Source organism: Ensifer sp. NM-2 (assembly GCF_003024455.1).
Classification (GTDB): domain Bacteria; phylum Pseudomonadota; class Alphaproteobacteria; order Rhizobiales; family Rhizobiaceae; genus Ensifer; species Ensifer canadensis.
In genome coordinates this window covers 111,116-133,266 of the sequence record NZ_PVZR01000004.1, presented here as the reverse complement: position 1 = coordinate 133,266, position 22,151 = coordinate 111,116, and the positions used below count along the sequence as shown (strand labels likewise).

Here is a 22,151-nt window from a genome sequence, read left to right as displayed (position 1 = left end):
GTCTAAACAATAACCCATGCCATTGCAGGGGGGTGGTCATATGTGCTTGTCTATCAGTTAAGCGCAGGCAACTAGGCTTGCGCGGACAGCGTGAAGCCGAAACAGGAATGCAAGAAGACAATTTTCGAGTGCGGTTCTGGGGCGTAAGAGGGAGTTTGCCGGTATCCGGCGAGCAGTTCCTGCGCTATGGGGGAAATACATCCTGCATCGAAATTCGATGCGGCAAGGAAGTGTTGCTCTTCGATGCAGGATCAGGATTGCGCGAAGCGGGCGCCTCTTTGATTGCCGAAGGCGTCGATAATTACGACCTCTTCTTTACGCACAGCCACTACGACCACATCATCGGCCTTCCGTATTTCAAGCCAATCTACAAGTGTCAGTCGTCGGTGCGGTTCTGGTCGGGGCATCTGCACGGCTTGACGACGACCAAGGAAATGATCCGCGATTTCATGCGGCCGCCATGGTTCCCCGTCGATCCGGATATCTGTCAGGCAAGCCTTGAAGGCGTCGACTTCAAGCCCGGAGACGTGCTGACCCCGCGCGAGAGCGTGACGATCCGCACGACGAGCCTTACCCATCCCGGCGGCTGCGTCGGCTATCGCGTCGAATGGAACGGCCGCGCAGTGGCGCTCGTCTACGACACCGAACACGAACCCGGCATCCTCGACCCGGCGGTCCTTGAGCTCATCGCCGGCGCCGAATTGGTGATCTACGACTGCACTTATCTCGAAAGCGAGATGACGCATTTTCGCGGTTTTGGTCATTCGACCGGGATGCATGGCGCGCGCCTTGCGATGGCCGCCGGCGTCAAGCGCTTGGCAATGTTCCATCACGACCCCGCGCGAACAGACGCACAGCTGGACGCGATGGAAATCGACGTACAGTCCATGTTTGCCGGTGCGTTCGCTGCCCGTGACGGTCAGATCATCGATCTATGAGGTCTTTCGCCTGACGCCACTGGCAACCGGGGTGCCCGGCCGTGACGGTGAAGAGCTTCTCGAGAAAATCCCAGACGGCCTCGTCGTGCACGAGGTGATGGGTCAAGAGACCGACCGTGCGGCCCGACTGATGCTCCTTGCCCTCTATGTCGCCGCTGACCTGCCGCGTGCGCGAGACGATATCGGCAATGATAAGCCCGTGGTCCCGACATCCGCGCGTACCGCGCCAATCCATGACGTCAACATGAGTGTTGACCAGCGGGAAAGGCGACGGCTTCTCCGGTCCGAAAACCGAAAGGGCGGCAAATCCAGCCTCGGGCAGTCGTTGCAGCAGGGCCGGATCGATCCGGTTCCACGGCGGGACGAGCATCGGGATGAAATGTTCGGGAAAGAGCGTTTGCAGACGCTCGACGCCGCATCGCAATTCATCGAGGATCAAGACGTGCGGCCGGTGGGCACCGAGTTCCTGCTTTTTCTCGCCAGGCGGCGCATGATTGCGGTGCGCCCAGCCATGCACCGTCACGCAGACATCGGCAAGGCCGGCGAGACGTCGCGCCAGCGCTTCGGTTGCCGGCGCAGGCGGCACGGCGAGCGTCACCGGCACCGCATGGCTTGCGGCAAGTAACAGAAGCCGGTCGAGCGGAACACTCGGCTCGATGGCATCGTCGTCCCTCAGCCAGAAGTCGACCTTTCGTCCCCGCACGTGCGCGCGATCGAGTTCATCGACGAGTAAGTGCCAGTTGGCATCAATGGTCACGCGGGCTCCTCCAGAAATTCTTTGAAAATCTCGCCCAATCGCCGTGCTGCGGCGGGGAAGGACCGCTCTTCGTGGACGAAACGTCGGGCATTTTCGCCAAACCGTTGGCGGGTCTCTGGGGTGTTGATCAGACAGCGGATCGCTGCCGCATAGGCATCGACGTCGCCCTCGGGTGTCAACAGCCCGGTCTCGCCATCCCGCACCACCTCGGGCACGCCCGCTGTGCGCTGCGCAACGACAGGCAGTCCGGCAGCCTGTGCCTCGAGATAGGCCAGCCCATAGGCTTCACCGCAGCCCGGCCAAAGATAAAGCGCGCTTTCACCGAGGATGCCTGGGATGTCGCTCGCATCTTTTTCGCCAAGCCAAATCAATCGGTCTGCCGGCAAAGTGGAAAAAACGTCGTGGACATCCTGCCGGCACGGCCCATCACCCACAACGGTCATCGTCCACGGCCGATCGACAACCAGCGACAGGGATCTGGCAAGCATACTATAGCTCTCCATCTTGTCGCCGCTGCGCATCATCGCCACGGTGACGAGGCGACAACCATCCGCAGCACTGCGGAATGCCCGTGTAAACGGAGCCGTATCGATGAAGGGGGGAAGCATCGCCTGCCGGCAGGTGGGTGCTGCCTCGACCAGGCCATCTCGATCCCGCTGCGTCAGGCAGATATTGACCGCGGCCTGTTCAATGGCGCGCAGTACATGCCGTTGAGCAACAGCGCGAACGCCTTCATTGCGGCGGAAGGAGTAGGAGGCCTCGGCTGTGACGTAGGGAATGGAAAACTCGGCAGCAAGCCCTGGCCCGATCAGATCCGGCGCCTTGTAATAGGGGTGATAGCAAAACCAGACATCAGGTGGCGTTAGGGACTGCCAAAGCGTGCGAAGACGCTCCGTTTCGCTGGCCGCGGCTGCCGCCAGCGACGCGAATTGTACCTCGCTGGCATCCGCCATGAAGCTGCGCAAATCGCTGGCAATCCACACTTCATGTCCCGCCTGCCGCAGCGCGTCGATCAACAGGCGCGCCATCAGCCGGTCACCGGATGGAACGGGGTGGCTGGGGGATTTCAGCGGTGCGTAGAAGGCGATTTTCATGCAGATCGAGCTATCGCGTCTTCGTTTGACACTGTCAACGGCAGCGGCAGTGCAAGCCGGCCTTCGGGCCGCACACGGACCTTAACCGGATCAATTGACAGGTATGTCGAAATAGTCCCTTCGAACAAGCCTGAGCGATCGATCCGGCTGGATAATGTATGTCTCTTTGACAAAGCTGTTCCCGCTCACGAAAGTATGCGGCACCATGCTGCCCACCGGCGCCTTCGTCAGCTTCGTCCTCGGCTGGCCGCCATAGGTGATGCTTCCCGGTATCGGCTCCAGATCCGGAGTGGTGCAGCCGGCCAGAGCCAGGCCCAACACTGCAAGCAGCACCAATGGCCCGCAGGGACGGAACGCGCGTCTCGATACAACCATCACCAAAACCTCCTTCGGGCCGGCCCCGGACGAGGCGCTCGTGACCCAGTATCCAGCGCCTCAAAAACGTACGTCATGGTCGCCGCAACATTTCACACTCGCCCAAAAATGCCTTCATCCGATTGATTGAAGGCATCATTCAATAGGCCGGTCGGCACCATCAGGTCCAGTTGGCTTTCGGGTCTCTGTCATCAGGAACGCCTCGGGCCACTCAAGACGACGTGATGCAAATCTACTGCGCACTGGCATTGGCAGCGGCCGAGGATTTTATTGTGGTGGCTTCCTGAGCCTGCTCCGCCAGCAACCCGTAGGCAACGTAGTACTTGTAGATATTGCTGACATATTGAACCGTCTCGCGCCCAACGATCGCGGCCGCGGCATTTTCGACATTGCCGAACCACAAATTCGGATCGAGGCCCATGTCCTTTGCCTTTGCACGGAACTTGTGCAAATTGCCGGGGCCGGCGTTATAGGCCGCGAAGGCGAAGAGCATGCGGTTGCGCGGCGTGACCGCCGGGTCATCGAGATAGGTATCGATCAGGTACCTCAGATACTTCGATCCGGCCTCGACATTCAGGTTCTGGTCCTTGTCGATGCCATGGATGCCGACAGCCTTGTCGGCGGCGGTAGACGGCAGAAGCTGCATGATGCCGACTGCACCGCGCGGGCTGCGCCGGGACTGGTCAAGCTGCGATTCCTGATAGCCCTGCGCCATCAGCATCAGGTAGTCGAAGGAATAGGTACCGCCGTGCTTGCGGAAAATCTCGACCAGCTGCTGGAAGCGCTCCATGTCCTCAGGCGCATAGGCACGCTTCAGCATCTTGTCGCTCTTGTAGTAGGTGTTCTTCAGGATGTTGCCGAAGGTGGTGCCGACCCGGTGGGTCTTGACGAAGGCATCGAGCGCGGTCTTGAGCCGAGGACTATCCTTGCGGATCGCCCAGGCAATCTGTCCGTGATCGGACACAACGATATCGTCACGCATCTTGATATCCGTGAACACCGTAGCCCAGATGCTGCCTTTGTATCTGTCGACCACCGCCCAGGGCAAAAGGCCGGCATTCACCATCTCGAGAATGTCCTCGTCTTCGAGATTGTCGTCCATCTCCTTGATCGTGATCGGCGCGCGCCCAGCCTTGACGAAACCATCGCTCAGCGCGACCAGATGCTCGTGGTAGCTGCTGGACGTACGAACCCGGACTTCCCGGCCGCTCAGATCGTCCAGATTGGCGATCGCCGGCGCCGACGGTCCCGTAACCAGTACTTCCTTGGCCTCGTTGAACAACGGATCGGTGAAGTCAACCTTGGCCAGCCGTGCCTCGGTGATCGTGAGATTTCCCATGACGATGTCGCCAAGGCCTTCCTCGAGCGCCGTCAACAGGTGCCCACGTGCCATCGGCACGAATGCGACCCTTATCTTTTCGATCTCCTTCTTTCGCCCGGCATTCAGCTCTTTTTCGAGCGCCGTTCCGAACTCGACTGCCGTGCCGAGCTGCCGACCGCGATCGATAAAGTAAATTGTCTTGCTGAAGGGCACGATGATCCGCACCAGCCGCCGCTTCTCCATGACGTCGAGATCACCCATATGCGGGGCGATGATCGGCTGGAATGTACTTTCGTCCGATTGAGCCCATAGACGTCCGGTCCCCGCCACGGCGAAGAACAGCAGAAACAATGCGAGGCGTCTCATTTATGGCCTCCCCAGCCAGAGAAAACCCTATTCCGGTGGTGCACCCTCGGCGAGCGCTGCCGCTGCATTCTTCTTGGCGATCGCATCGCGCGTCGCGGCTGCCGCAGCCGCGTTCTGTTCGTCGCCGGCCACGTGCATTGTCGGCGAAGCGAAGGAGATGCCGTTCTTGTCAAAGGCCTCCTTGATCATCGCCTGTGCCCGGCGCCGGACCTGTGTCTGATGTCCCGGCTTGGTCGTCATCGCAAAACTCAAGGTGATGCCATAGTCACCGAAGCTCTCGACGCCCTTCATCTTCACCGTCTCGATAATCGTCGGCCCCAAGTCGGGATCATCGAGAAGCGCCGCGCCAATGCCCTTCACCACCTTCTTCACCTTGGCGATGTCGGCCTCGTAGGACACATTGATCATAAACTTGTCGATCACCCAGTCGCGACTCATGTTCTGAACCGCACCAAGAGACCCGAACGGCACGGTGAAGACCGGACCGCGATGATGCCGCAGCTTCACCGAGCGTATGCTGAAGGATTCCACCGTCCCCTTGTAGCTGCCGCTTTGAATGTACTCGCCAATGCGGAAAGCGTCATCCATCATGTAGAAGATCCCGCTGATCACATCCTTGACCAGGGTTTGAGAACCAAAGCCGATGGCGACGCCAAAAACGCCGGCGCCGGCAATCAGCGGGCCGATCTGAACGCCAAGGCCGGAAAGCACCATCAGCAGCGCCACCACGAGGATGAAGGCCGCAAGGAAATTGCGCAGGATCGGCATCAGCGTCAGCAAGCGGGTGTTGCGTGCGCGTTCGGAGGGGTCAGTCGTTTCGACGGTAGCGTGCTTGACGCGCAGGCTGATCAGGCTCTTCGTCAACTGCCATATCAAGTCAGCCGCGAGCAGAATGACGACACCGGCAAGCGCACCACGGAAAATCCGATTGAAAACGTCGTCCTGGACCATCATCGCTGCGTTGACGCGGAAGACAAGCGCGAGCCATCCGGCCGCCAAGGCAATGATCGCCAATCTGGCGCCGCGTTCGATCAGCACATTGCGCATGACGCGCATATCGTCGTCCGCCGATACATCCAGCATCGTGCGGGCAAAGGCACTGGTGAAGCGCAGGAGCGGCGGCAAGCCGATGAAGTAAAGGCCGATCCAGAACAGAACCCTCATGTCGGCCACCCACAGCACCCAAAGCAGCACCAGGAAGGAGACCAGCAGAATGTTGCCGACCACACGGCGCGATCCTGTGGTTGCGGCTGGTCTCCTCAGCACGGTGATGATTGCAAGTGCAAGCACGATAAGACCGAGCGCGGCCGCCACAAGGTTGCGAACGTCGGGGGCGACAGAAAGGGCCTGCATGGCGTCGCCGATACCCCAGATGGCGGCGGCGGCACAAATGATTGCCACTGACGAGCGGTACCAAAAACGCGCATCCTCAGCCGTCAGCGAGAGATAGCCGGCTCGACCGGATGGATCGGTCGCATCGACCGCTCCACCAGACATTACTGCGGCCCCATTGGTGATCAGCAAGCGGGCTCCGATCCAGGCAACCAGGAGCGGCGCGATGGTTTCTTCAAGCCGCGATGGCCACTCAGCGACGGCGAGCACGGCGGTCGTGGCAATAGCGAACACCAGGAGCGGCAGCACCTTGACCAGAATCGTGCGCGCCGCCCCGGTCAAGGCCGCCGAACGCAACGTCCGCCTCAAAAGATAGCGTAGCGCGTATTCGGCGCCGTACCCGACCAGCAAAATCAAGAGGAATCCCTTGAGGATCGGGGCGGAGCCATGGTTTTCCATGTCTCCAGCGAGGCGGATGCGCGCCGCGTCGAACTCGGGGCCAATGCGCGGCACGGCGTTGGTGATGCCGGTCAGATGGTGGCGGATCTCAGCCGTCCAGCGGGCCGCAAATCCGGGCTCCGGCTTGGCATCGGCCGATGTCGTTGCCGCCGGCGCGGTCGCACCGGGCGCCGCCGGCTGCTTGGTGGCCAACCATTGCCGCACTTCCGGATCATCGAGCAGCTCGATCAGTTGCTGAACCTTGGCCGGCTCCGCAGCGGACGTGGAGCCTTGGCTCTGCGCGTGGCTTGCGGACGCAAGTCCTAGGAACACCATCAAGAAAGCGAGAATGCGGGCCATCGGCCCCCAGAATCCACGCAACGAACTGACACCGACCATGCTGACCATACCCCCAACGACCGGCGAGAGCCGATCGATTCCTGTTCTCATTTGCACAAACGCTAACACAGTCCCCGACGTTTATACCAACTTCCGTTTTCGGTGCACATTTCTGCGGTCAACGGCGCCGGAAACCACCACCACCGTGGAAGCCACCACCTCCGTGAAAACCACCGCCGCCGGAGAATCCACCGCCGCCGCCGTGGAAGCCACCGCCACCAAATCCGCCGCCACCACCGCCAAATCCGCCGGGGCGATCGAACCCGCCCCCTCCGAAGCCGCCGCCGCTCGGGAAATTCAACGGCCGCTGGTCGAAGGACTGATGTTCGAATGAACGCTGATTGCCGATCTGGCGGCCCGCACGGTCGATTGCCAGATGGTCGGGTGCACGGTCACCAATCGCGCTGCCGTCGCCGATCTGACCGCGATTGTCTATGCGCTTGTTCAGGTTCTGCGCCGCATCCGGGTGCTGGGTCGCGAACTGCTGGCCGGCTTTCTTCGCATCCTGAATCGATGGCTTTTGAACCGGTTGCCATCCGTCGGGCGTATGCTTCTGCCATTGGCCATCGTCGCGGCGATAGACATTGCCGTCGCGTCCGGCATAGACGTCGCCGCCCTTGCCTCCTGCGACAAATCCGTGGTTGCCATCGGACGTGCGCCAATGCGCACCGGCGCCGCCAGCGGTCGACCCGCCGCTGATACGGGCGAAGTCCGAGCCATGCTTGACGGCGGCCGTCCCCCAGCTGCCGTAAACATTGTTCCCGCCGCGCGCGATTGCAGCGTTGCCGGTACGGGGATTATAGGCTGCGACAAAGCCGCGTTCACCCGCAGGTCCATAGCCTGCCGCACCGCGGATATAGGTGCCGGTGCGTGGATTGTAGGCAGCGCCGGCAGCGATGCCGCGATAGGGGCCATAGGCGTAGCCGTAACGACCGAATGTGCCTACCGCCGGATTGTAGAATGCGCCGACGCCATAGGTTACCGGGCGCGGATAATATGGCCAATAGCCGCCACCGGCCCAGCCGTAGTCCCAGTAGTCGTCATAGTACCAGCCGGTGCCGTAGACGAACGTGTCCCAGGCAAGATACGCGCCGAGATACCCCATGGTATATCCGAACCAGACTGCGTCCGGCTCGGTCTCGTAGATCCGGACATAGGTGGCATTGTAGACAGGCGACGACGGCGGGATCGTGTAGACTTCGTCCGGAACGGCCTTCGCAACGGTGAACGGCCCGGTCGGCGTATCGCCGACAAACCACACTCCATCCTTCAACACGAAATACTTGTCGGCAACCTTGATGACCGTCTCATTGGTGTTGACGGCGTAGGTGAGCGACGTTCCGTCGATTTTCTCGAATTTCGGGTCTCCGCTATAGGCGACGTCAACCTTGACCGAGCCGTCCAACGAAACGCGAGCCTTTTCGGGGATGCTCGCCTTCAGTCGCGCTTCCGCATTCTCCGAGGTGCCGGGAACCGAAGAGCGGACCGTATAATAGGAGGCATCCTCCGGAATATTCTGGAAATCCTGTGGAAGGTTAGGCGTGGCGAAGGTCCAGGGACCATCAAGCGACGCGGCAGAGAACCAGCGGCCGGAGACAAGAACGTACCAGTTCGAATCCGCGGGCAGATAGAAGACATCGCTCTCGGTGTTCGTCGCGATCTTCAGGCCGGTCCCGGGCACCGCCTCGAGCTTCGGTTCACCGTTGAAGACGAGCAATTCTGACGGCTTGTCGGAATAGATGACCTTTGGCGTCACGCCCTCACCGGTGGCAAGCGGGATTGCCGCCCTGGCGTCCTTCCAGTTGTCATCATCCGGCAACTTGCCGAAGATATTCGGCAGCGACGTTGCGGCCTGCCAGCCGCTCGACAGGTCTTTCGACTGCAGCCACGCCTTTTCGTTGCGAAGGTAGTAGGTGCTGTCGGCGTCGAGCTTGAACAAGTCCCAATTGGTATTGACGGCGAAGGAAAGACCCTCGACGGCCTTGACCGGCGCAAACACCGCCTTGCCGTCGGTCTGGACAAGCACCGCCGGCTCCTTGCTGACATAGATCGGCGGTGGATCTGCTTTCAGCCCTTCGACATTGCCGAGCCGCTCATAGTCGGCAAGGCTCGCGGTCAGCTTGTCCTCCGACAGCGTTATCGTGCCTACAGGCATCAACTTGCCGACTTCCAGTGCCAGGTCGGCGAGTTCCGGACGATCGAGAACCGAGAAGTTGATCTCGTTGACCTTGATATCGGAGACGACGACCTCGTCCGAGCCACTGTCCGTCACGGTCTTGCCGGTGACGCCGATGACGCCGAAAATCGGCTTGGCATCGTCGGACTGCTTGTATTCGGCGGCGATCAGGGCGTCGAGATCGACGAAATTCTTCCAGGCGTTCACCTGTGGCTGGTAGAGTGTGATCGTCGCTCCCTTGTCGGTCTTGTAGGCGCGTGGCCAGCCAAGGGCTTTCGGATCGGCAGCGTTCAGATACTTGCCGCTGACGAAACCGTCCTTCCCCTCAAAGCTGACGGCGCACCAGGTGCCGGAATCGTCACATTCCTTGACGTCGACCTGTCCGCCCTCATCTATCTTCCCCATGCTGTCGAAGCCGGTGCCGGGGCCTGCCCGAAAATTGACCGATGCAGTCGTCGTGGCCGGACCAGCCAACGCCGGCGCAGCGGCTATGGAAAGTAGCGTCAAGGTCAAGGTTATTCCGCGCATCTCGCATCTCCGACGTTGCCGAAATGGACTTCGTTGCAGGCGGGCATGGCCCACATTGCTCAACAGCAACCCGCTGCCCCGGCCGGGCGCAAGTACGTAACAGTAACAACGGCCGTAACGCCTGCCATCCAATGGGGAATGAGTCGTGCCATACAGCGCAATTATCCGTGTTTTGGCGCGTAGTGATTGCATCGAGTCATTTATTCGAGCAAACTCATATGTATGATTTGGTCACGCCTACATGCGGAGGAAACACACGTGAACACAAAAGCACCCAGCCAGATTGATGTCTTTGTCGGTTCCCGCGTCAGGATGCGTCGGTTGATGGCCGGGTTGAGCCAGGAAAAGCTCGCAGACGGCCTCGGAATTACGTTCCAGCAGGTCCAGAAGTACGAAAAGGGCACGAATCGCATCGGTGCCAGCCGGCTGCAAGCCATCGCCGACGTTCTCGGCGTTAATCCGAGCTTCTTCTTCCAGGAAGGCGAAGAGGGTGCATCCCCGAGGGCAGGCCTCGGCGATGTCCGCGAGCCGAACGAGATCTCGTCCTTCGTCTCGTCAAAGGAGGGCATTGCGCTCAATCGGGCCTTCCTGAAGATTACCGATCCGGTCCTGCGCAAGAAAATCATCTCGCTGGTGGCTGCCGTCGCACAGACACCCGAGGCGGAAACAGTCGCAGCCCACGGCAGCACTGCGCCCGCCCCAGACCTGCATGGATAGCCGCCACCGGTTGCCGATGAGATAGCCAGATGAAATTTAGATTGCAGACCCTCGGGCGATTACGTCTCGTTGACGAAGACGACTGCGATGTCGCTTTCCCTGAGAAGGGTCTGCTCATTCTCGCTCAGGCGATCGCCGGCGGCCATCGCGAGCAATCCCGAAACGATGTCGCCAAGCTCTTGTGGAACGAAGTCGTTCCGAGCCAGGCCTTGGTCAATCTGCGCAAGACAATCTCCCGCATCACGTCGCGTCAGGAAGAACTCGGCCACACGTTCCTCAGTTTTTCGCCATCGACTGTTCGGATGCAGCCGGATTCGATTGCGAGCGACCTCGACGACATCGGCCGGAACGCCGAGCAGGACGCGCTATCGCGCTTCCAATGGGCCGGGGAGAAATTCCGTGACGATTTTCTCAAGGATTTGAAGTCGCAGGGCCGAGCGCTTCACGACTGGATCGAGCAATGGCGCGCCGATCACGCAGCCCTGCTGCGCGAGTGCCTGATCAATGCGGCCGAGATTGCGACCGGCCCGGATCGAAAGCTCGTCAGGTCCGCTGCCGTCAAGCTTCTGGAGAAGAACCCCGACGACGACGAGGTTCGCAAAATCCTCAAGACCGTCCTGACGCTGGAGGGCCGGCACTATGACACGCGCCTTCTTTCGGGCGGCGGACTGGTGGCCGCAACCGCCAAGGCGGCACCACCGTCTAGCTTGACCAACACCCAGCTGCTGGAGACCATGGGCGAAACCCGTCCGCCGCGTGTGGTACTGCTGCCGCCGGGTGCCGGCAATGCCGACGCTGCTGCCACGCTGTTTGCTCACTCCCTGATCGAGGACGTGACCATCGGCCTTTGCGCGCTCCGCTCGGTTTCGGTGATAGCGCCCTACACGGCAGCGCAGATCAGCCTGCAGGCGGACAAGGCCAGCACCTACGAACAACACGCCATCAGCTATATCCTCGATACGCGCCTGACGAACGAAGGCAGCCGACAGACACTGTTTACGCAGCTGATCTTCTTTGCCAACGACGAAGTGATCTGGGCCGATCGTTTTACGCTCGATGACGATGGCTTGATGAGGTCACGCCAGGTGATTGCGCGACAGATCGCGTTTGCCATTGCCAGCCAGGTTGAGCGCAATGAGACGATGCGCAAGACCTATGAGAGCAACGGCAGTTCTTATCGCAGTTACCTGCTCGGCCAGCGCTATCTCAAGCAACTCAACCTGCCCGAGGTCCGTCGAGCCCGGAAGAGCTTCCGCGAGGCGCTCAGCCAGAATGCCGATCTGGCTCCGGCGATGAGTGGACTTGCGCGAAGCTATTTCGTCGAGTGGCTTCTGACTGCCCGCGGCGACAGCGAACTTCTGGCGCTTGCCGAACAGCACGCCCGTGATGCGATCGCCATCGACGATACACTTGCGGCGGGCTACCGCGAGCTCGGTGTCGTCAAACTCTACAGCCGGCAATTCGACGAAAGCATCGAATTCCATGAGAGGGCCGAAGCGCTCAGCCCGCAGCATGCCAATGTGATTGCCAGCTACGCCGATACGCTTGTACAGGCCTCGCGCCCGGATGGCGGCCTGCGCAAGATCGAAGCGGCAATCAATCTCAACCCGATGGCTCCGGACGAGTATTTCTGGACCGCCGCCGGCGCCTGCTACTCACTTTCTCAATACGATCAAGCACTTGACTATATCGAGCGCATGCGCGATCCCACCCCGGCCGATCGTCTCGCCGCGGCGAGTTGGGGTATGCTCGGCAATCGCAAGAAGGCAGGACAATACGTGCGCAAGACGTTTGAGGTCCACCCGGACTTCAACCTGGACAAATGGATTGCAATCGTTCCGTTCCGCGAGGAATGGCAGCGAACCCATTACTGCGAAGGCCTGCGCAAGGCCGGATTCTAAGTATCATCACCACATGAGGGACAAGGGGAAAGATGATGACGACGACTCAGGTAGTTGTATTTGGCGTTGAGGGCGACGATGGCCTGTGGCTGGCCGATCTCGGGACGGGAACTGTCACACGCATTGTAGATCCGCTCACGGGCGCCCTGGCTTCGGCCAATGAGCACAGAAATGCCGGCGCCACGGTGGTCAAGGGCGTCAACTTGGCCGTGCGTGCAAACTCCGCGGGCTCCGTGTCCGGCGGGTTCATGGACGGCTGAGTCTCAGCGCGCTTGCGCATGGTTTCGGCCACACATCCAGATCGGGCGAGCGAAAGCCGCCCGATTTCAGACAGTCCCTGCATTGCAGATCATTACTCCGACCGCGTCTGCGCGCCCGAAGAGACCTTCGCGCGCGTCGCTCGTCTGTTGCCCTCATTCGGCATCAGCAGGCTTGCCCGTCTGACCGGGCTCGATAGCATCGGCATACCCGTCTGGAACGCGGTTTCGCCGAATGCGAAGTCGATCGTCATCAACCAGGGCAAAGGCATCACCGATATCGACGCGAAGGTATCGGCGGCGATGGAAGCGCTGGAGCGCGCGGTCGCCTGCAACCCGTCAGCACCAACAACGCACGCGACGCGGCGTGCATTGCTGGAAAAGGGCGAAAGAGCGCTCACCCTTCCGGGCCTTGTAGCGGCCGGCGAAGCCGATCTTGACGATGACGAAGCAACGGCGTGGCTGCGCGGCTTCGACCTTCTCGATCAACAGGCGACCTTCGTTCCACTTCAGGCGGTACTGCTCGATCGCACGCTCGAGCGCTGCCGCTACTGGCAGTCGTCGGACGGGCTTGCCTCCGGCAACACCGAAAGCGAGGCAGTTCTGCACGGCCTGCTGGAGCGGATCGAACGCGATGCCGAGACCCTGTGGCGGCTGCTGTCCCTGACGGCGCGACTGCGCACCTGCATCGACGCCGATCTGCTCGACGATCCCATCATTAACGACATGACGCGCCGCATTGCTGCAGCGGGCCTGACGTTCCGCCTGTTCGACATGACCAGTGACATCGGCATCCCATGCCTGACCGCCGTTATCGCGGATGCGGGCATTCTGGCGGCGAAAGAGCCGCGTTACCATGACGTCACCGTCGGGCATGGCGCCCATCCCGATCCGCGACGTGCCGCAATCCGCGCCATCACAGAGGCGGCGCAATCGCGTCTCACGTATATTAGTGGCGCACGCGACGATGTTTTTCCGGAAACCTTCACACGCAGGCTGCCGCGCGAGACGCAGCAACTGTTCGAGGCAGCGCCGGGCGCACACAACCCCCTCGCCTCGGTCGCTGGCAACGGAGCCAACTCGCTGCTCAAGCACGTGCTCGAAGCGCTGAAGCACGCCGGTATCGGGACTGTCGTTGCGGTTCCACTACTCGCCGCGCCGCTACCGTTCTCCGTGATAAAAATCTTCGTACCGGAACTCGAAAATCCGGACGGAGCACGCAAGCGCCGTTTTGGCGCAAGGGCACTGTCGCGCGCGCTGGAGGTCGCATGAAGATCCTCTTTGCCGGCCCGACCTTGCCGGACGCGCAAGCGCTCATCGACACCGACATCGTGTTGCGCCCGCCAGCCGTACAGGGCGACATCCTGCGCGCCACGCAGGACGGCGCCACTGTCATCGGGCTCGTCGACGGTCACTTCGAACAGGTCGCACCCGTGTGGCACAAGGAGATCCTGTTCGCGTTATCCGAGGGTGTGCGCATCTACGGCGCCGCCAGTATGGGCGCGCTTCGCGCCGCCGAATGCGCGACCTTCGGCATGATCGGCGTCGGCAGGATCTATCAGCAATATGCGACGGGCGAGCTTGAGGACGATGCCGATGTCGCCCTTCTCCATGGCCCGGCGGAACTGGGCTATCTGCCCTTGACCCTGCCGCTGGTCAATGTCGTGGCGACCCTTGAAGATTTGCGCGCACGCCAACAGATCGACGCGGCGTCTGCCGCGCAACTGCGGATGGCGTCCGCCGAGATCTTTTACAAGCACCGCAACTGGTCGGCGATCGTGGCGCGTGCCAACCTTCCACCCACCACGGATTTGAAACGGATAGAGGCGCTTCTCACAACCGGCTCGGTAGACCAAAAGCGCCTCGATGCCCTCGATCTGCTCGACATTATGCGCTCCGCCCCCGCCCAAAAGACGAAGGCCCCGGGAGGCTGGGCATTCAATTCTACAAGCCTTTGGAAGCGGTTGCTCAATCAACTTGTCGCTTCATCCTAAGAATGCAGATTTCCCATGCAACGTGTGTCACGCTGATGTCACGCGCATCAATAAAAAGTCACGCTATGATTTGCCATGTTGAAGCGGATCGGGCCGATCCGTAGGGAACTGGGGAAAATCATGCAATCTTCGATCGCCATGTCCTTTGAACCTGAAGACAAGGAGAAGGAGCTGCTCGCGCTGGCCCGCCTTGTCACCTACGCGCGCGATTCTTCGCGCACACTGAATGTCGAAGGTGTTCAATATTGCCTCGAGCTGGCGCTCGCCGCGCTGCTTAAGGAAGTCGAGGAATGCGGCGACAAGACCGCACTGCTGACCAACGAACTCATGAGCCGCGCCAGCCTCGGAAACTGCTGAGCAGACGAGGTCGACTTCAATTTCGCTGGTGGCACAGAAAAGGGCCCTGCTTCGCGCTCCCGCAAAGCAGGGCTTTTCATTTTAATCGGCCTGGCAATCCCACCAGAAGCGCGAAAAGTTCAGGTCCCAGCTCTGCATCGGGATATAGGCGTAACCCTGCAGGCATTTGCTTGCTGCATAACGCTGAGACTCCACCGTCAGGAATACATCGGCCTGTGCATCGGCGACCTTGCGCTGTATCTCCTTATAAAGATCGTTTTGCGTGGCGGGGTCCAGCGTCTCGCGTGACTTGTCAATCAGGGCGTCGATCTCAGGATCCTGCAGCCATTCCATCGAGGCCCAAGTGCCTTTCGCCTTGGAGTGATACTGCACATAGAAGACGCTGTCGGGTGACGGATAGGTCGGGCCGTAGAAGACCTGCGTGGTCGCCGGCGTCGTCTCGACCTTGGCCGCCAGTTCGGTGATGCGGTTCCACGGTTCCGGCTTGATGTCGAGTTCGATGCCGATCTGCTCCAGATTGGCCTGCATCAGCAGCGCCATATCTTCTTCGAAGGCCAAGCCCGTGACATAGGTATGGCTGAGCTTGATCGGCCCCTTGCCGGCATATTTCGACTTGGCGAGTTCTTCCTTCGCCTTCTCCAGGTTGTACTCCGGGGCAGGAAGGTCGTTGAGATAGGCGTCCTTGAACACGGATGCCAGCGGTCCGTTCATCGGTTCGCCGGGATGAATGACGTTGCGCACCGTTTCATAGTCGGTTGCGAGCGCAATCGCACGCCTGACGTGAATATCATCCGTCGGCGGCACCTTGGTGTTCATCTTGATGTAGAAGCCGGTTGCCGTCGTGCCGCGCAGGATCTTGTAGCCCGGCATCTTCTCGATCGCCTCGAAGGTCTCGTTTGCCTGGGCGCGCGCCGACATGCCGAGTTCGCCCTTGGCCGCGAGCGCCTTCACCGTTGCTTCGTCATGGGTGATGACGAAACGGATCTCGTCGATCGGCTTACCCTTGCTCCAGCCGCCGTGATAGCCCTCGTAGCGATTGACGACCATCTGCGAAGAACGCTGCCAGGATGAGAGCATGTAAGGCCCGGCGCCGGCCGGGTGATCGGCCAGATAGCCCGTCCCCCACTCTTCCTTGCTGTTTTCCCTGATCAGCTTTTCGTTGAGAACAAGGATCAGTGGCGTGTTGCTGATGAACGGCGCGTAGACTTTCTTCAGCCCGATCTCGACGGTCCGGTCGTCGACGACCTTCAGCTTGGCCGGGTCGACGATATCGGTGAAAAGGTAGGACGGGGCTTCGTTGATCGCCAGCAGGCGCTTGACGGTGTAGACGACATCGGAGGCCTTGACCGGCGTGCCATCCTGGAATGTCGCACCTTCCTTCAGCTTGAAGGTATAGGTCTTGTCGTCGTCTGAAACGCTCCAGCTTTCGGCAAGCTCCGGCACCACGGAGCCATCAGGGTTGACTGTCGTCAGGCCCGAATAGAGGTTCACGGCGGCCATGTATTCCGTGTAGTCGTTGATCTTGCCGGGATCGATGGTGCCGAATTCCTGCGTCGCATTAACGACGATCGACACCTTCTCCTGAGCCGCGGCCGGGGCGGTGAGTGCCGTTGTCTGCACCAGCCCCAGAAGCAGCCCTGTGATCAGTGTTCTCTTCATGTCTCAGTTCCCTTTTCGTTGATTGTCGTTGTTTTCGAATCAGTCGCCCTTAGGCGGCCGGATTGAGCGCCTCGACCGGCTCGTAGGCATGGTCGTAGCCAAAGTAGCCGGGGCCGGCGAGTTCGAGCCCCTTGGCCGTCCGCCACTGGCGATCGCAGGGAAGTCCGGTGAACTCGACCGTCAGGCCATAGCGCAACTGCTCGGTGGTAACGGGCAGCCCGCCATCGGCGTCGAGCGCGCAGATGAGGTCCGGCGTCGAGGCGATGACCTGTCCCCCATCGCCGCGGGCAACCAAGAACTCGTTCTGAAACGCGACTTCGAAGGTGCGGCCGGCAAAACCGTCGATGCCCTTGAGCAGGGCCCTCCCCCGCGCAAAACCGCCGGTCGTCGCCCGGTCGACATCGACGACGCGGCCGGTAAACAGATGCCGACCGTCGAACTGCTCGCGAAGCGCAATGCCGGGATGGCGCTTGGCGGCGCGCTCGGCCGCGATCGTCTCGCCGATACCCTTGATGAGACTGAGCGTGCCGCGCAGGATCCCGGCCTTCATCTGCGCGCCTGTCATCGGATAGGCGGCGACAAGGCTGGCGCCGCCCATCTGGATCGCCTGGACGCGGGCCAGCCGTTCGGTCCACAGGTTCGAGACCGCATTGATGATCGAGCTGTTGCCCTTGTCATCGGCATGAACCAGCGGCGTGGCGCTGATGTCATGCATGGTAAAGCTCACCATTTGCAGCTCGGGAAAGGCGCGGCCCATGCCGTCCCCGTCAATCAGCGGCAAGCCGGTTGCGGCGGCCACGGCAAACGGGATGGTCGAGTTCAATCCGCCGGCTTCCACGCAGATCAGGGCATCGGCCTTGCGTCCGAGAAACCTTTCGAGCTGGCGCAGCGCCTCCAGCGCCTCGTCGCCGCGTGGCAGTTTTTCCACCATTACCGTCGGCGCACCCATCATGAAGACGGGGACGCAGAGCGCATCATCGGCGATGGCATCGGGCTGAACCACGCGAACCGGACCGTTCGCCTCGATTGCAGTTCGGGCCATCAGCTTGCCGATATAGGGATCGCCGCCGCCGCCGGTGCCGAGATAGGCACCGCCGATGGCGATCGCTTCCATGTCGGCAGCGGTAATGAGCCGCTCGCTCATGGCTGCATCTCCTCGATCGGCTTGAAGGTGATGTCGTCGAAGCCGAAGGCTTTCGGGCCGACCACCTCAAGCGCTGCAGCCGAGCGCAGCAGCGAATGGCAGGGCAATGCCACGATCGCGACGCGCTGGCCGTAGCGCAGCATTTCGGTGGTGATCGCGTTGCCGCTGTCGACATCCAGAACGATGATCAGATCCGGCACCGACACTTCGACTTCGCCGTTGCGGCTGAAAACGAGGTTTTCGTTCTGGATCATCACCGAGGCGGTGTCGCCGTTGAAGGCATCGATGCCGGCAAGCTTGGCTTCACCGATGACGAAACCGCCACGCAGATGGCGTTCGAGATCGACGATCTTGCCGGAGAAAACCTGTCGGCCGTTTTCCTGGGCGCAGATGGCCGCAACCGGATCGGCGTGCTCGCGCCGCGCCTTCAGCACTGCCCGCCCGAGCGAGACCGCCTGGGTGTAGGAATGCGGGATCGAGTACTTCTTGAGGAAGGCACCCGTCATCGGCGCCGAGGCGAGTGTCGATGCGCCCCCTTGCGAAACGACGCAGGCGCGCGCCATTCGCTCGTGCCAGAGTTCGGATGCCGCGTGCTGGAACAGGACGACATTGCCGTGCAGGTCGCACATGACGCTCGGGGTCGAGCGATGACCGTAGATCGAGAAGGTGGTCATCTGCATTTCCGGGAAGGCGCGCCCCATGCCGTCGCAATCAACGACCGGCAGGCCGGCAAAGGCGGCCGCGATCAGCGGCTCCATCGAATTGGCGCCGCCGATTTCTTCGCAGACGATCGCGTCGATGGCGATACCGAGATGCTCTTCGAGTGCGCGAACACAACGCAGGCCTTCGCGCCCTTCCTTCAGCCGCTCATAGGCAACGACCGGTGCGCCGATCCCGCCGAGCGAGATGCAGCGCGCATCGTCCGCCAGCCGGTCGAGCGGCAGGATCGACAGGCTATAGCCGCTTCGCATCGCCAGTCGCGCCCGCAGTTTGCCGATGTAAGGGTTGCCACCGCCGCCGGTGCCGAGAATACCGGCACCGATTTCCAGCGCCTCCAGGTCCTCTTCGTCGAGCACCCAGAGATCGGACGGATCGTAGTTCAGGGCCTTCAGTGCACGCTCAGCCATGGAAGCCTCCCATTTCGCCGACAACCTTGACGTGGATGCGGGTGGCATTCCCCGGCAGATAGGCAAGCGGCACGTCCTCCCGCTCGATGACCTGGATCGTTTCGGCGATGGCGCCGGCCGAAAGCGCACGTTCCGTCGCTTCCTGCTCCGCCTGCTTCAGGCAGATTTCGCGCGTCAAACCCTTTTCGAGCGCAAAGACGCGATCGACTTCGCCGCTGATCTGGGCGATGGCCGCACCGACCGCATTGGCGACGGCGAAATTCTCAGGTCGGATGACCTCCAGATCCCCAAGCCTGTCCGGCATCAGGATCGAACCACCGCCAACCGCGATGACCGGGATCGGATCGGACGAGACGCGGCTGCGCTCCACCGAGTTTGCCAGCATCGACACGATCCGGGCATGAGCCTTTTCGGCCAGCGCCCGGTCGAGATGCGCGACCTTGGACGCATCGCCGATATCGGCCTTGCCGAGTGCGACGGCGATATCCGTCGTCGTCAGGGTCTGGCCGCCGAAGACCAGCGCCTCCTTGGCGATGCGATAACCGACCGATTGCGGGCCGACCGTAACCTCGCCATTGGCAAGTTCGCGCACCAGCGAGCCGCCGCCAAGCCCGATCGAGAACACATCGGGCATGCGGAAGTTGGTGCGCACGCCGCCGACGTCGACAATTGTCGCCGCCTGGCGCGGGAAGCCGTGGTGCAACGCGCCGACGTCGGAGGTCGTGCCGCCAATGTCGACGACGATCGCCTCCTTGCGGCCGGTCAGGAAGGCTGCGCCGCGCATCGAATTGGTCGGGCCGGAGGCGAAGGTCAGGACAGGAAAGCTTCTGACCGTGGCAGCCGCCATCAGCGTGCCGTCGTTCTGGGTGATGAAGAACGGGCAGGAAAGCCCGGCATCCTTCAGCGCCTTGGCGAAGGCGTCCACCGTCTTGGCCGCAAGCGACAACAGGCTCGCGTTCATGATGGCGGCGCTTTCACGCTCGAGGAGCCCGATGCGGCCGATGTCGCCGGAGACGACGATCGGAAGGCCAGGGCAATGTTTTTCGATGACAGCCTTGGCCCGCTGCTCCATCTCGGCGTTAATGGGGCTGAAGACGCAGGTGATGGCGGCGGCCTTGACATTCTTGAGGCGAATGTCGGCGGCGATGCGGATCAGTTCCTCTTCGTCGAGCGGCGCGATGGCACGGCCGTCGAATTCATAGCCGCCGCGCACGAGATAGGTGTGATGGCCAACGGCCTCGGCGAGATCGTTCGGCCAGTCGACCATCGGCGGCAGGCAGGCGGTTGCCGGGAGGCCGAGCCGGATGGCGGCGACATGGTTGATGTGCTTGCGCTCGATCACCGCATTGGTGAAATGCGTCGTGCCGATCATCACGGTGCTGATCTTGGAGCGATCGATGCCGGCCTTGGCGATCGCACCTTCCAGCGCTTCGATGACGCCTGACGTCACGTCTTCCGTCGTCGACGCCTTGACGCCCGACAGCACACTCCGTCCTTCCATGATGACGGCGTCGGTGTTCGTACCCCCGACATCTATTCCCAATCGATACACGGACAGTCTCCTTGTTGGCGGGCCTTCGGCCCTGTTTACTCGTTCGGCCTCAGGCCGTTGATCTCACCAGGAAGCGCGCTCTCTCCTCGACGCTTACCGTTGGTTTCAATGCTTCCTCCTCGTCGCTCATCACCGGAATCGCCGAGATGAGCGCGCGGGTATAGGGATGCTTGGGGTCGGCAAAGACATCCGCCGTGCGCCCCTCCTCGACGATCTCGCCCTTCAGCATGATGGCGATGCGGCTGCAGAAATTGCGCATCAGCGAAAGGTCATGGGAGATGAAGAAATACGTCAACCCAAGCTCGTCCCTGAGGCGTTGCAGCAGGGCGATGACCTGCTTCTGCACCGAGACGTCGAGCGCCGACGTCGGTTCGTCGAGAACGATGATCTTCGGCTCGGCCGCAAGCGCCCGGGCGATCGCCACGCGCTGCTTCTGCCCGCCCGAAAGCTCGTGCGGATATTTCGAGAGGTGGGCGGACGGCAGATTGACCAGCGCCATCAGTTCCTCCATCCGCACTGTCGCTGCCTTGCCGCGAAGACCGACATGGCTGAGCGGTACGGCCAAGGTCTGCGTCACGGTGCGTTTGGGGTTCAGCGACGTGCCGGGATTCTGATAGACGATCTGGGTCAGCCGTTGCGACGCGCTTGCCTGCGCAGGCGAGCCAACGCTGATCGTGCCGGAACTCGGCGCAATCAGCCCCATCACCATGCGGGCAATGGTGGTCTTTCCGGAACCGGATTCGCCGGCGAGGCCAAAGATCTCGCCCTCGGGCACCGACAGCGTCACCGGCTTGACCGCCTCGTGGCGCTTCATGCGGCCGAGGAAGGGCTTTTCGACATAGACCTTCCCGGCCCCTTCGAGCGTGATGATCGGCGCATTCGACGAAACCGGCTGATCAACCACCTTTGACCCGTAAAGCGGCGGGATCGCATCGATCAGATCGATCGTGTAGCGCTGCCGCGGCGCCTGGAAGATCTGGCGCAGATTGCCGCTTTCGACGATCTCGCCATGACGCATGACGAAGACGCGATCCGCCGTTTGCCGGACCACACCAAGATTGTGCGTGATCATCAGCAGGGAAAGGCCCTCGCTGTCGACCAGCCGGTTGATCAGCTTCAGGATTTCGTCCTGGGTGGTCACATCAAGCGCCGTGCCGGGTTCATCGGCGATCAGCAGTTGCGGTTGATGCAGGAGCGCAAGGCCGATCAGCACGCGCTGGCGCATGCCGCCGGAAAGCTGCGAGGGATAGGCGTCGAAGACCCGTTCCGGATCCTGGAGCTGCACGCGGCGAAGGACCTCGAAAATGCGCTGCTTGCGGTCTTTCGCCGAGCTTCGGACGCCATCGCGCCGATCGGCGTAATACATGACGTCGTCGAGGTGCCGGCCGATCCGGAATACCGGATTGAACGAAGACAACGGGTCCTGCATGATGATCGAGAACGCCGTGCCCTTCAGCGCTTCGCGCTCGCGGCCAGGCATATCGAGCACCCGTCTGCCGTCATATTCGATGTTGCCGCTTTCGATGCGGGCATTGTCCGGAAGCGTACCGAGGATCGCCTTTGAGGTGACCGACTTGCCCGAACCGGTCTCGCCGATCAGCGCCACGCGCTCGCCCCGGCCGATCGCGAAGGAAACATCCTTCAGGATATGCTGGCGGCGGCCATAGGTGGTGAAGGCGATATTGAGGTCTTCGACCTTGAGGAGAGGAGTGCTCATCG

At 61.4% G+C, this 22,151-nt stretch carries 18 protein-coding genes; 7 read left to right on the top strand and 11 right to left on the bottom strand.

All coding sequences use genetic code 11. From position 1 onward, the window contains the following. Window positions 1–107 precede the first annotated feature (107 nt). On the top strand, window positions 108–938 hold the full coding sequence (locus C6558_RS10135; protein WP_025428523.1) for an MBL fold metallo-hydrolase: 831 nt from the start codon (window positions 108–110) through the stop codon (window positions 936–938). Here the strand turns inward: C6558_RS10135 and C6558_RS10130 are convergent. The 6 genes from C6558_RS10130 to C6558_RS10105 form a co-directional block, all read right to left on the bottom strand. Then, entirely contained in the window at window positions 925–1,695 is a 771-nt protein-coding gene (locus C6558_RS10130) for a polysaccharide deacetylase family protein (RefSeq protein WP_057211321.1), read from the bottom strand. The two genes, C6558_RS10135 and C6558_RS10130, sit on opposite strands and share 14 nt — an antisense overlap. Then, a complete protein-coding gene (locus tag C6558_RS10125; RefSeq protein WP_107027196.1) occupies window positions 1,692–2,789 on the bottom strand; it encodes a glycosyltransferase family 4 protein in 1,098 nt (365 codons plus the stop codon). Before C6558_RS10125 ends, C6558_RS10130 begins: the two co-directional genes overlap by 4 nt. Window positions 2,790–2,879: 90 nt before the next feature. Then, complete coding sequence (locus C6558_RS10120) at window positions 2,880–3,164, bottom strand: hypothetical protein (protein ID WP_051509226.1); 285 nt, start codon at window positions 3,162–3,164, stop codon at window positions 2,880–2,882. Window positions 3,165–3,396: 232 nt separating this feature from the next. Continuing rightward, window positions 3,397–4,851: a lytic transglycosylase F gene (locus C6558_RS10115; protein WP_025428519.1), complete on the bottom strand. Its 1,455-nt coding sequence runs from the start codon at window positions 4,849–4,851 to the stop codon at window positions 3,397–3,399. A 27-nt stretch (window positions 4,852–4,878) separates the two neighbouring features. Beyond that, entirely contained in the window at window positions 4,879–7,020 is a 2,142-nt protein-coding gene (locus tag C6558_RS10110; RefSeq protein WP_371412255.1) for a mechanosensitive ion channel family protein, read from the bottom strand. Between the two features lie 118 nt (window positions 7,021–7,138). After that, window positions 7,139–9,724, bottom strand: a complete 2,586-nt coding sequence (locus C6558_RS10105) for an SH3 domain-containing protein (protein WP_107027195.1) — start codon at window positions 9,722–9,724, stop codon at window positions 7,139–7,141. Window positions 9,725–9,982: 258 nt separating this feature from the next. Between C6558_RS10105 and C6558_RS10100 the strand changes: the two genes are divergently transcribed. From C6558_RS10100 to C6558_RS10075, 6 genes are all read left to right on the top strand, one after another. Further along, entirely contained in the window at window positions 9,983–10,441 is a 459-nt protein-coding gene (locus tag C6558_RS10100; RefSeq protein WP_025428516.1) for a helix-turn-helix domain-containing protein, read from the top strand. Between the two features lie 29 nt (window positions 10,442–10,470). Beyond that, complete coding sequence (locus C6558_RS10095; RefSeq protein ID WP_146160877.1) at window positions 10,471–12,342, top strand: SARP family transcriptional regulator; 1,872 nt, start codon at window positions 10,471–10,473, stop codon at window positions 12,340–12,342. Between the two features lie 35 nt (window positions 12,343–12,377). Further along, complete coding sequence (locus tag C6558_RS10090; RefSeq protein ID WP_025428514.1) at window positions 12,378–12,602, top strand: hypothetical protein; 225 nt, start codon at window positions 12,378–12,380, stop codon at window positions 12,600–12,602. Window positions 12,603–12,620: 18 nt separating this feature from the next. Then, window positions 12,621–13,871, top strand: coding sequence for a YcaO-like family protein (locus tag C6558_RS10085; protein ID WP_082523808.1), 1,251 nt, complete (start codon window positions 12,621–12,623; stop codon window positions 13,869–13,871). Continuing rightward, window positions 13,868–14,593, top strand: coding sequence for a TfuA-like protein (locus C6558_RS10080; RefSeq protein ID WP_025428512.1), 726 nt, complete (start codon window positions 13,868–13,870; stop codon window positions 14,591–14,593). The genes C6558_RS10085 and C6558_RS10080 overlap by 4 nt, the downstream gene beginning before the upstream one ends. Window positions 14,594–14,668: 75 nt before the next feature. Next, on the top strand, window positions 14,669–14,950 hold the full coding sequence (locus C6558_RS10075) for a hypothetical protein (RefSeq protein ID WP_128090383.1): 282 nt from the start codon (window positions 14,669–14,671) through the stop codon (window positions 14,948–14,950). Window positions 14,951–15,031: 81 nt separating this feature from the next. Here the strand turns inward: C6558_RS10075 and C6558_RS10070 are convergent, their stop codons facing one another. The 5 genes from C6558_RS10070 to nikE are packed head-to-tail and all read right to left on the bottom strand — an operon-like array spanning window position 15,032 to window position 22,149. Then, window positions 15,032–16,609, bottom strand: coding sequence for an ABC transporter substrate-binding protein (locus C6558_RS10070; protein ID WP_107027193.1), 1,578 nt, complete (start codon window positions 16,607–16,609; stop codon window positions 15,032–15,034). Between the two features lie 49 nt (window positions 16,610–16,658). Then, the gene (locus tag C6558_RS10065; RefSeq protein WP_025428509.1) at window positions 16,659–17,753 is read right to left on the bottom strand and encodes a DUF917 domain-containing protein; all 1,095 of its coding nucleotides are present in this window, start codon (window positions 17,751–17,753) and stop codon (window positions 16,659–16,661) included. Next, complete coding sequence (locus tag C6558_RS10060) at window positions 17,750–18,880, bottom strand: DUF917 domain-containing protein (protein WP_025428508.1); 1,131 nt, start codon at window positions 18,878–18,880, stop codon at window positions 17,750–17,752. Before C6558_RS10060 ends, C6558_RS10065 begins: the two co-directional genes overlap by 4 nt. Next, entirely contained in the window at window positions 18,873–20,432 is a 1,560-nt protein-coding gene (locus C6558_RS10055; RefSeq protein WP_107027192.1) for a hydantoinase/oxoprolinase N-terminal domain-containing protein, read from the bottom strand. Before C6558_RS10055 ends, C6558_RS10060 begins: the two co-directional genes overlap by 8 nt. Before the next feature lie 49 nt (window positions 20,433–20,481). Continuing rightward, on the bottom strand, window positions 20,482–22,149 hold the full coding sequence (nikE, locus tag C6558_RS10050; protein ID WP_025428506.1) for an ABC transporter ATP-binding protein: 1,668 nt from the start codon (window positions 22,147–22,149) through the stop codon (window positions 20,482–20,484). Window positions 22,150–22,151: the final 2 nt, after the last annotated feature.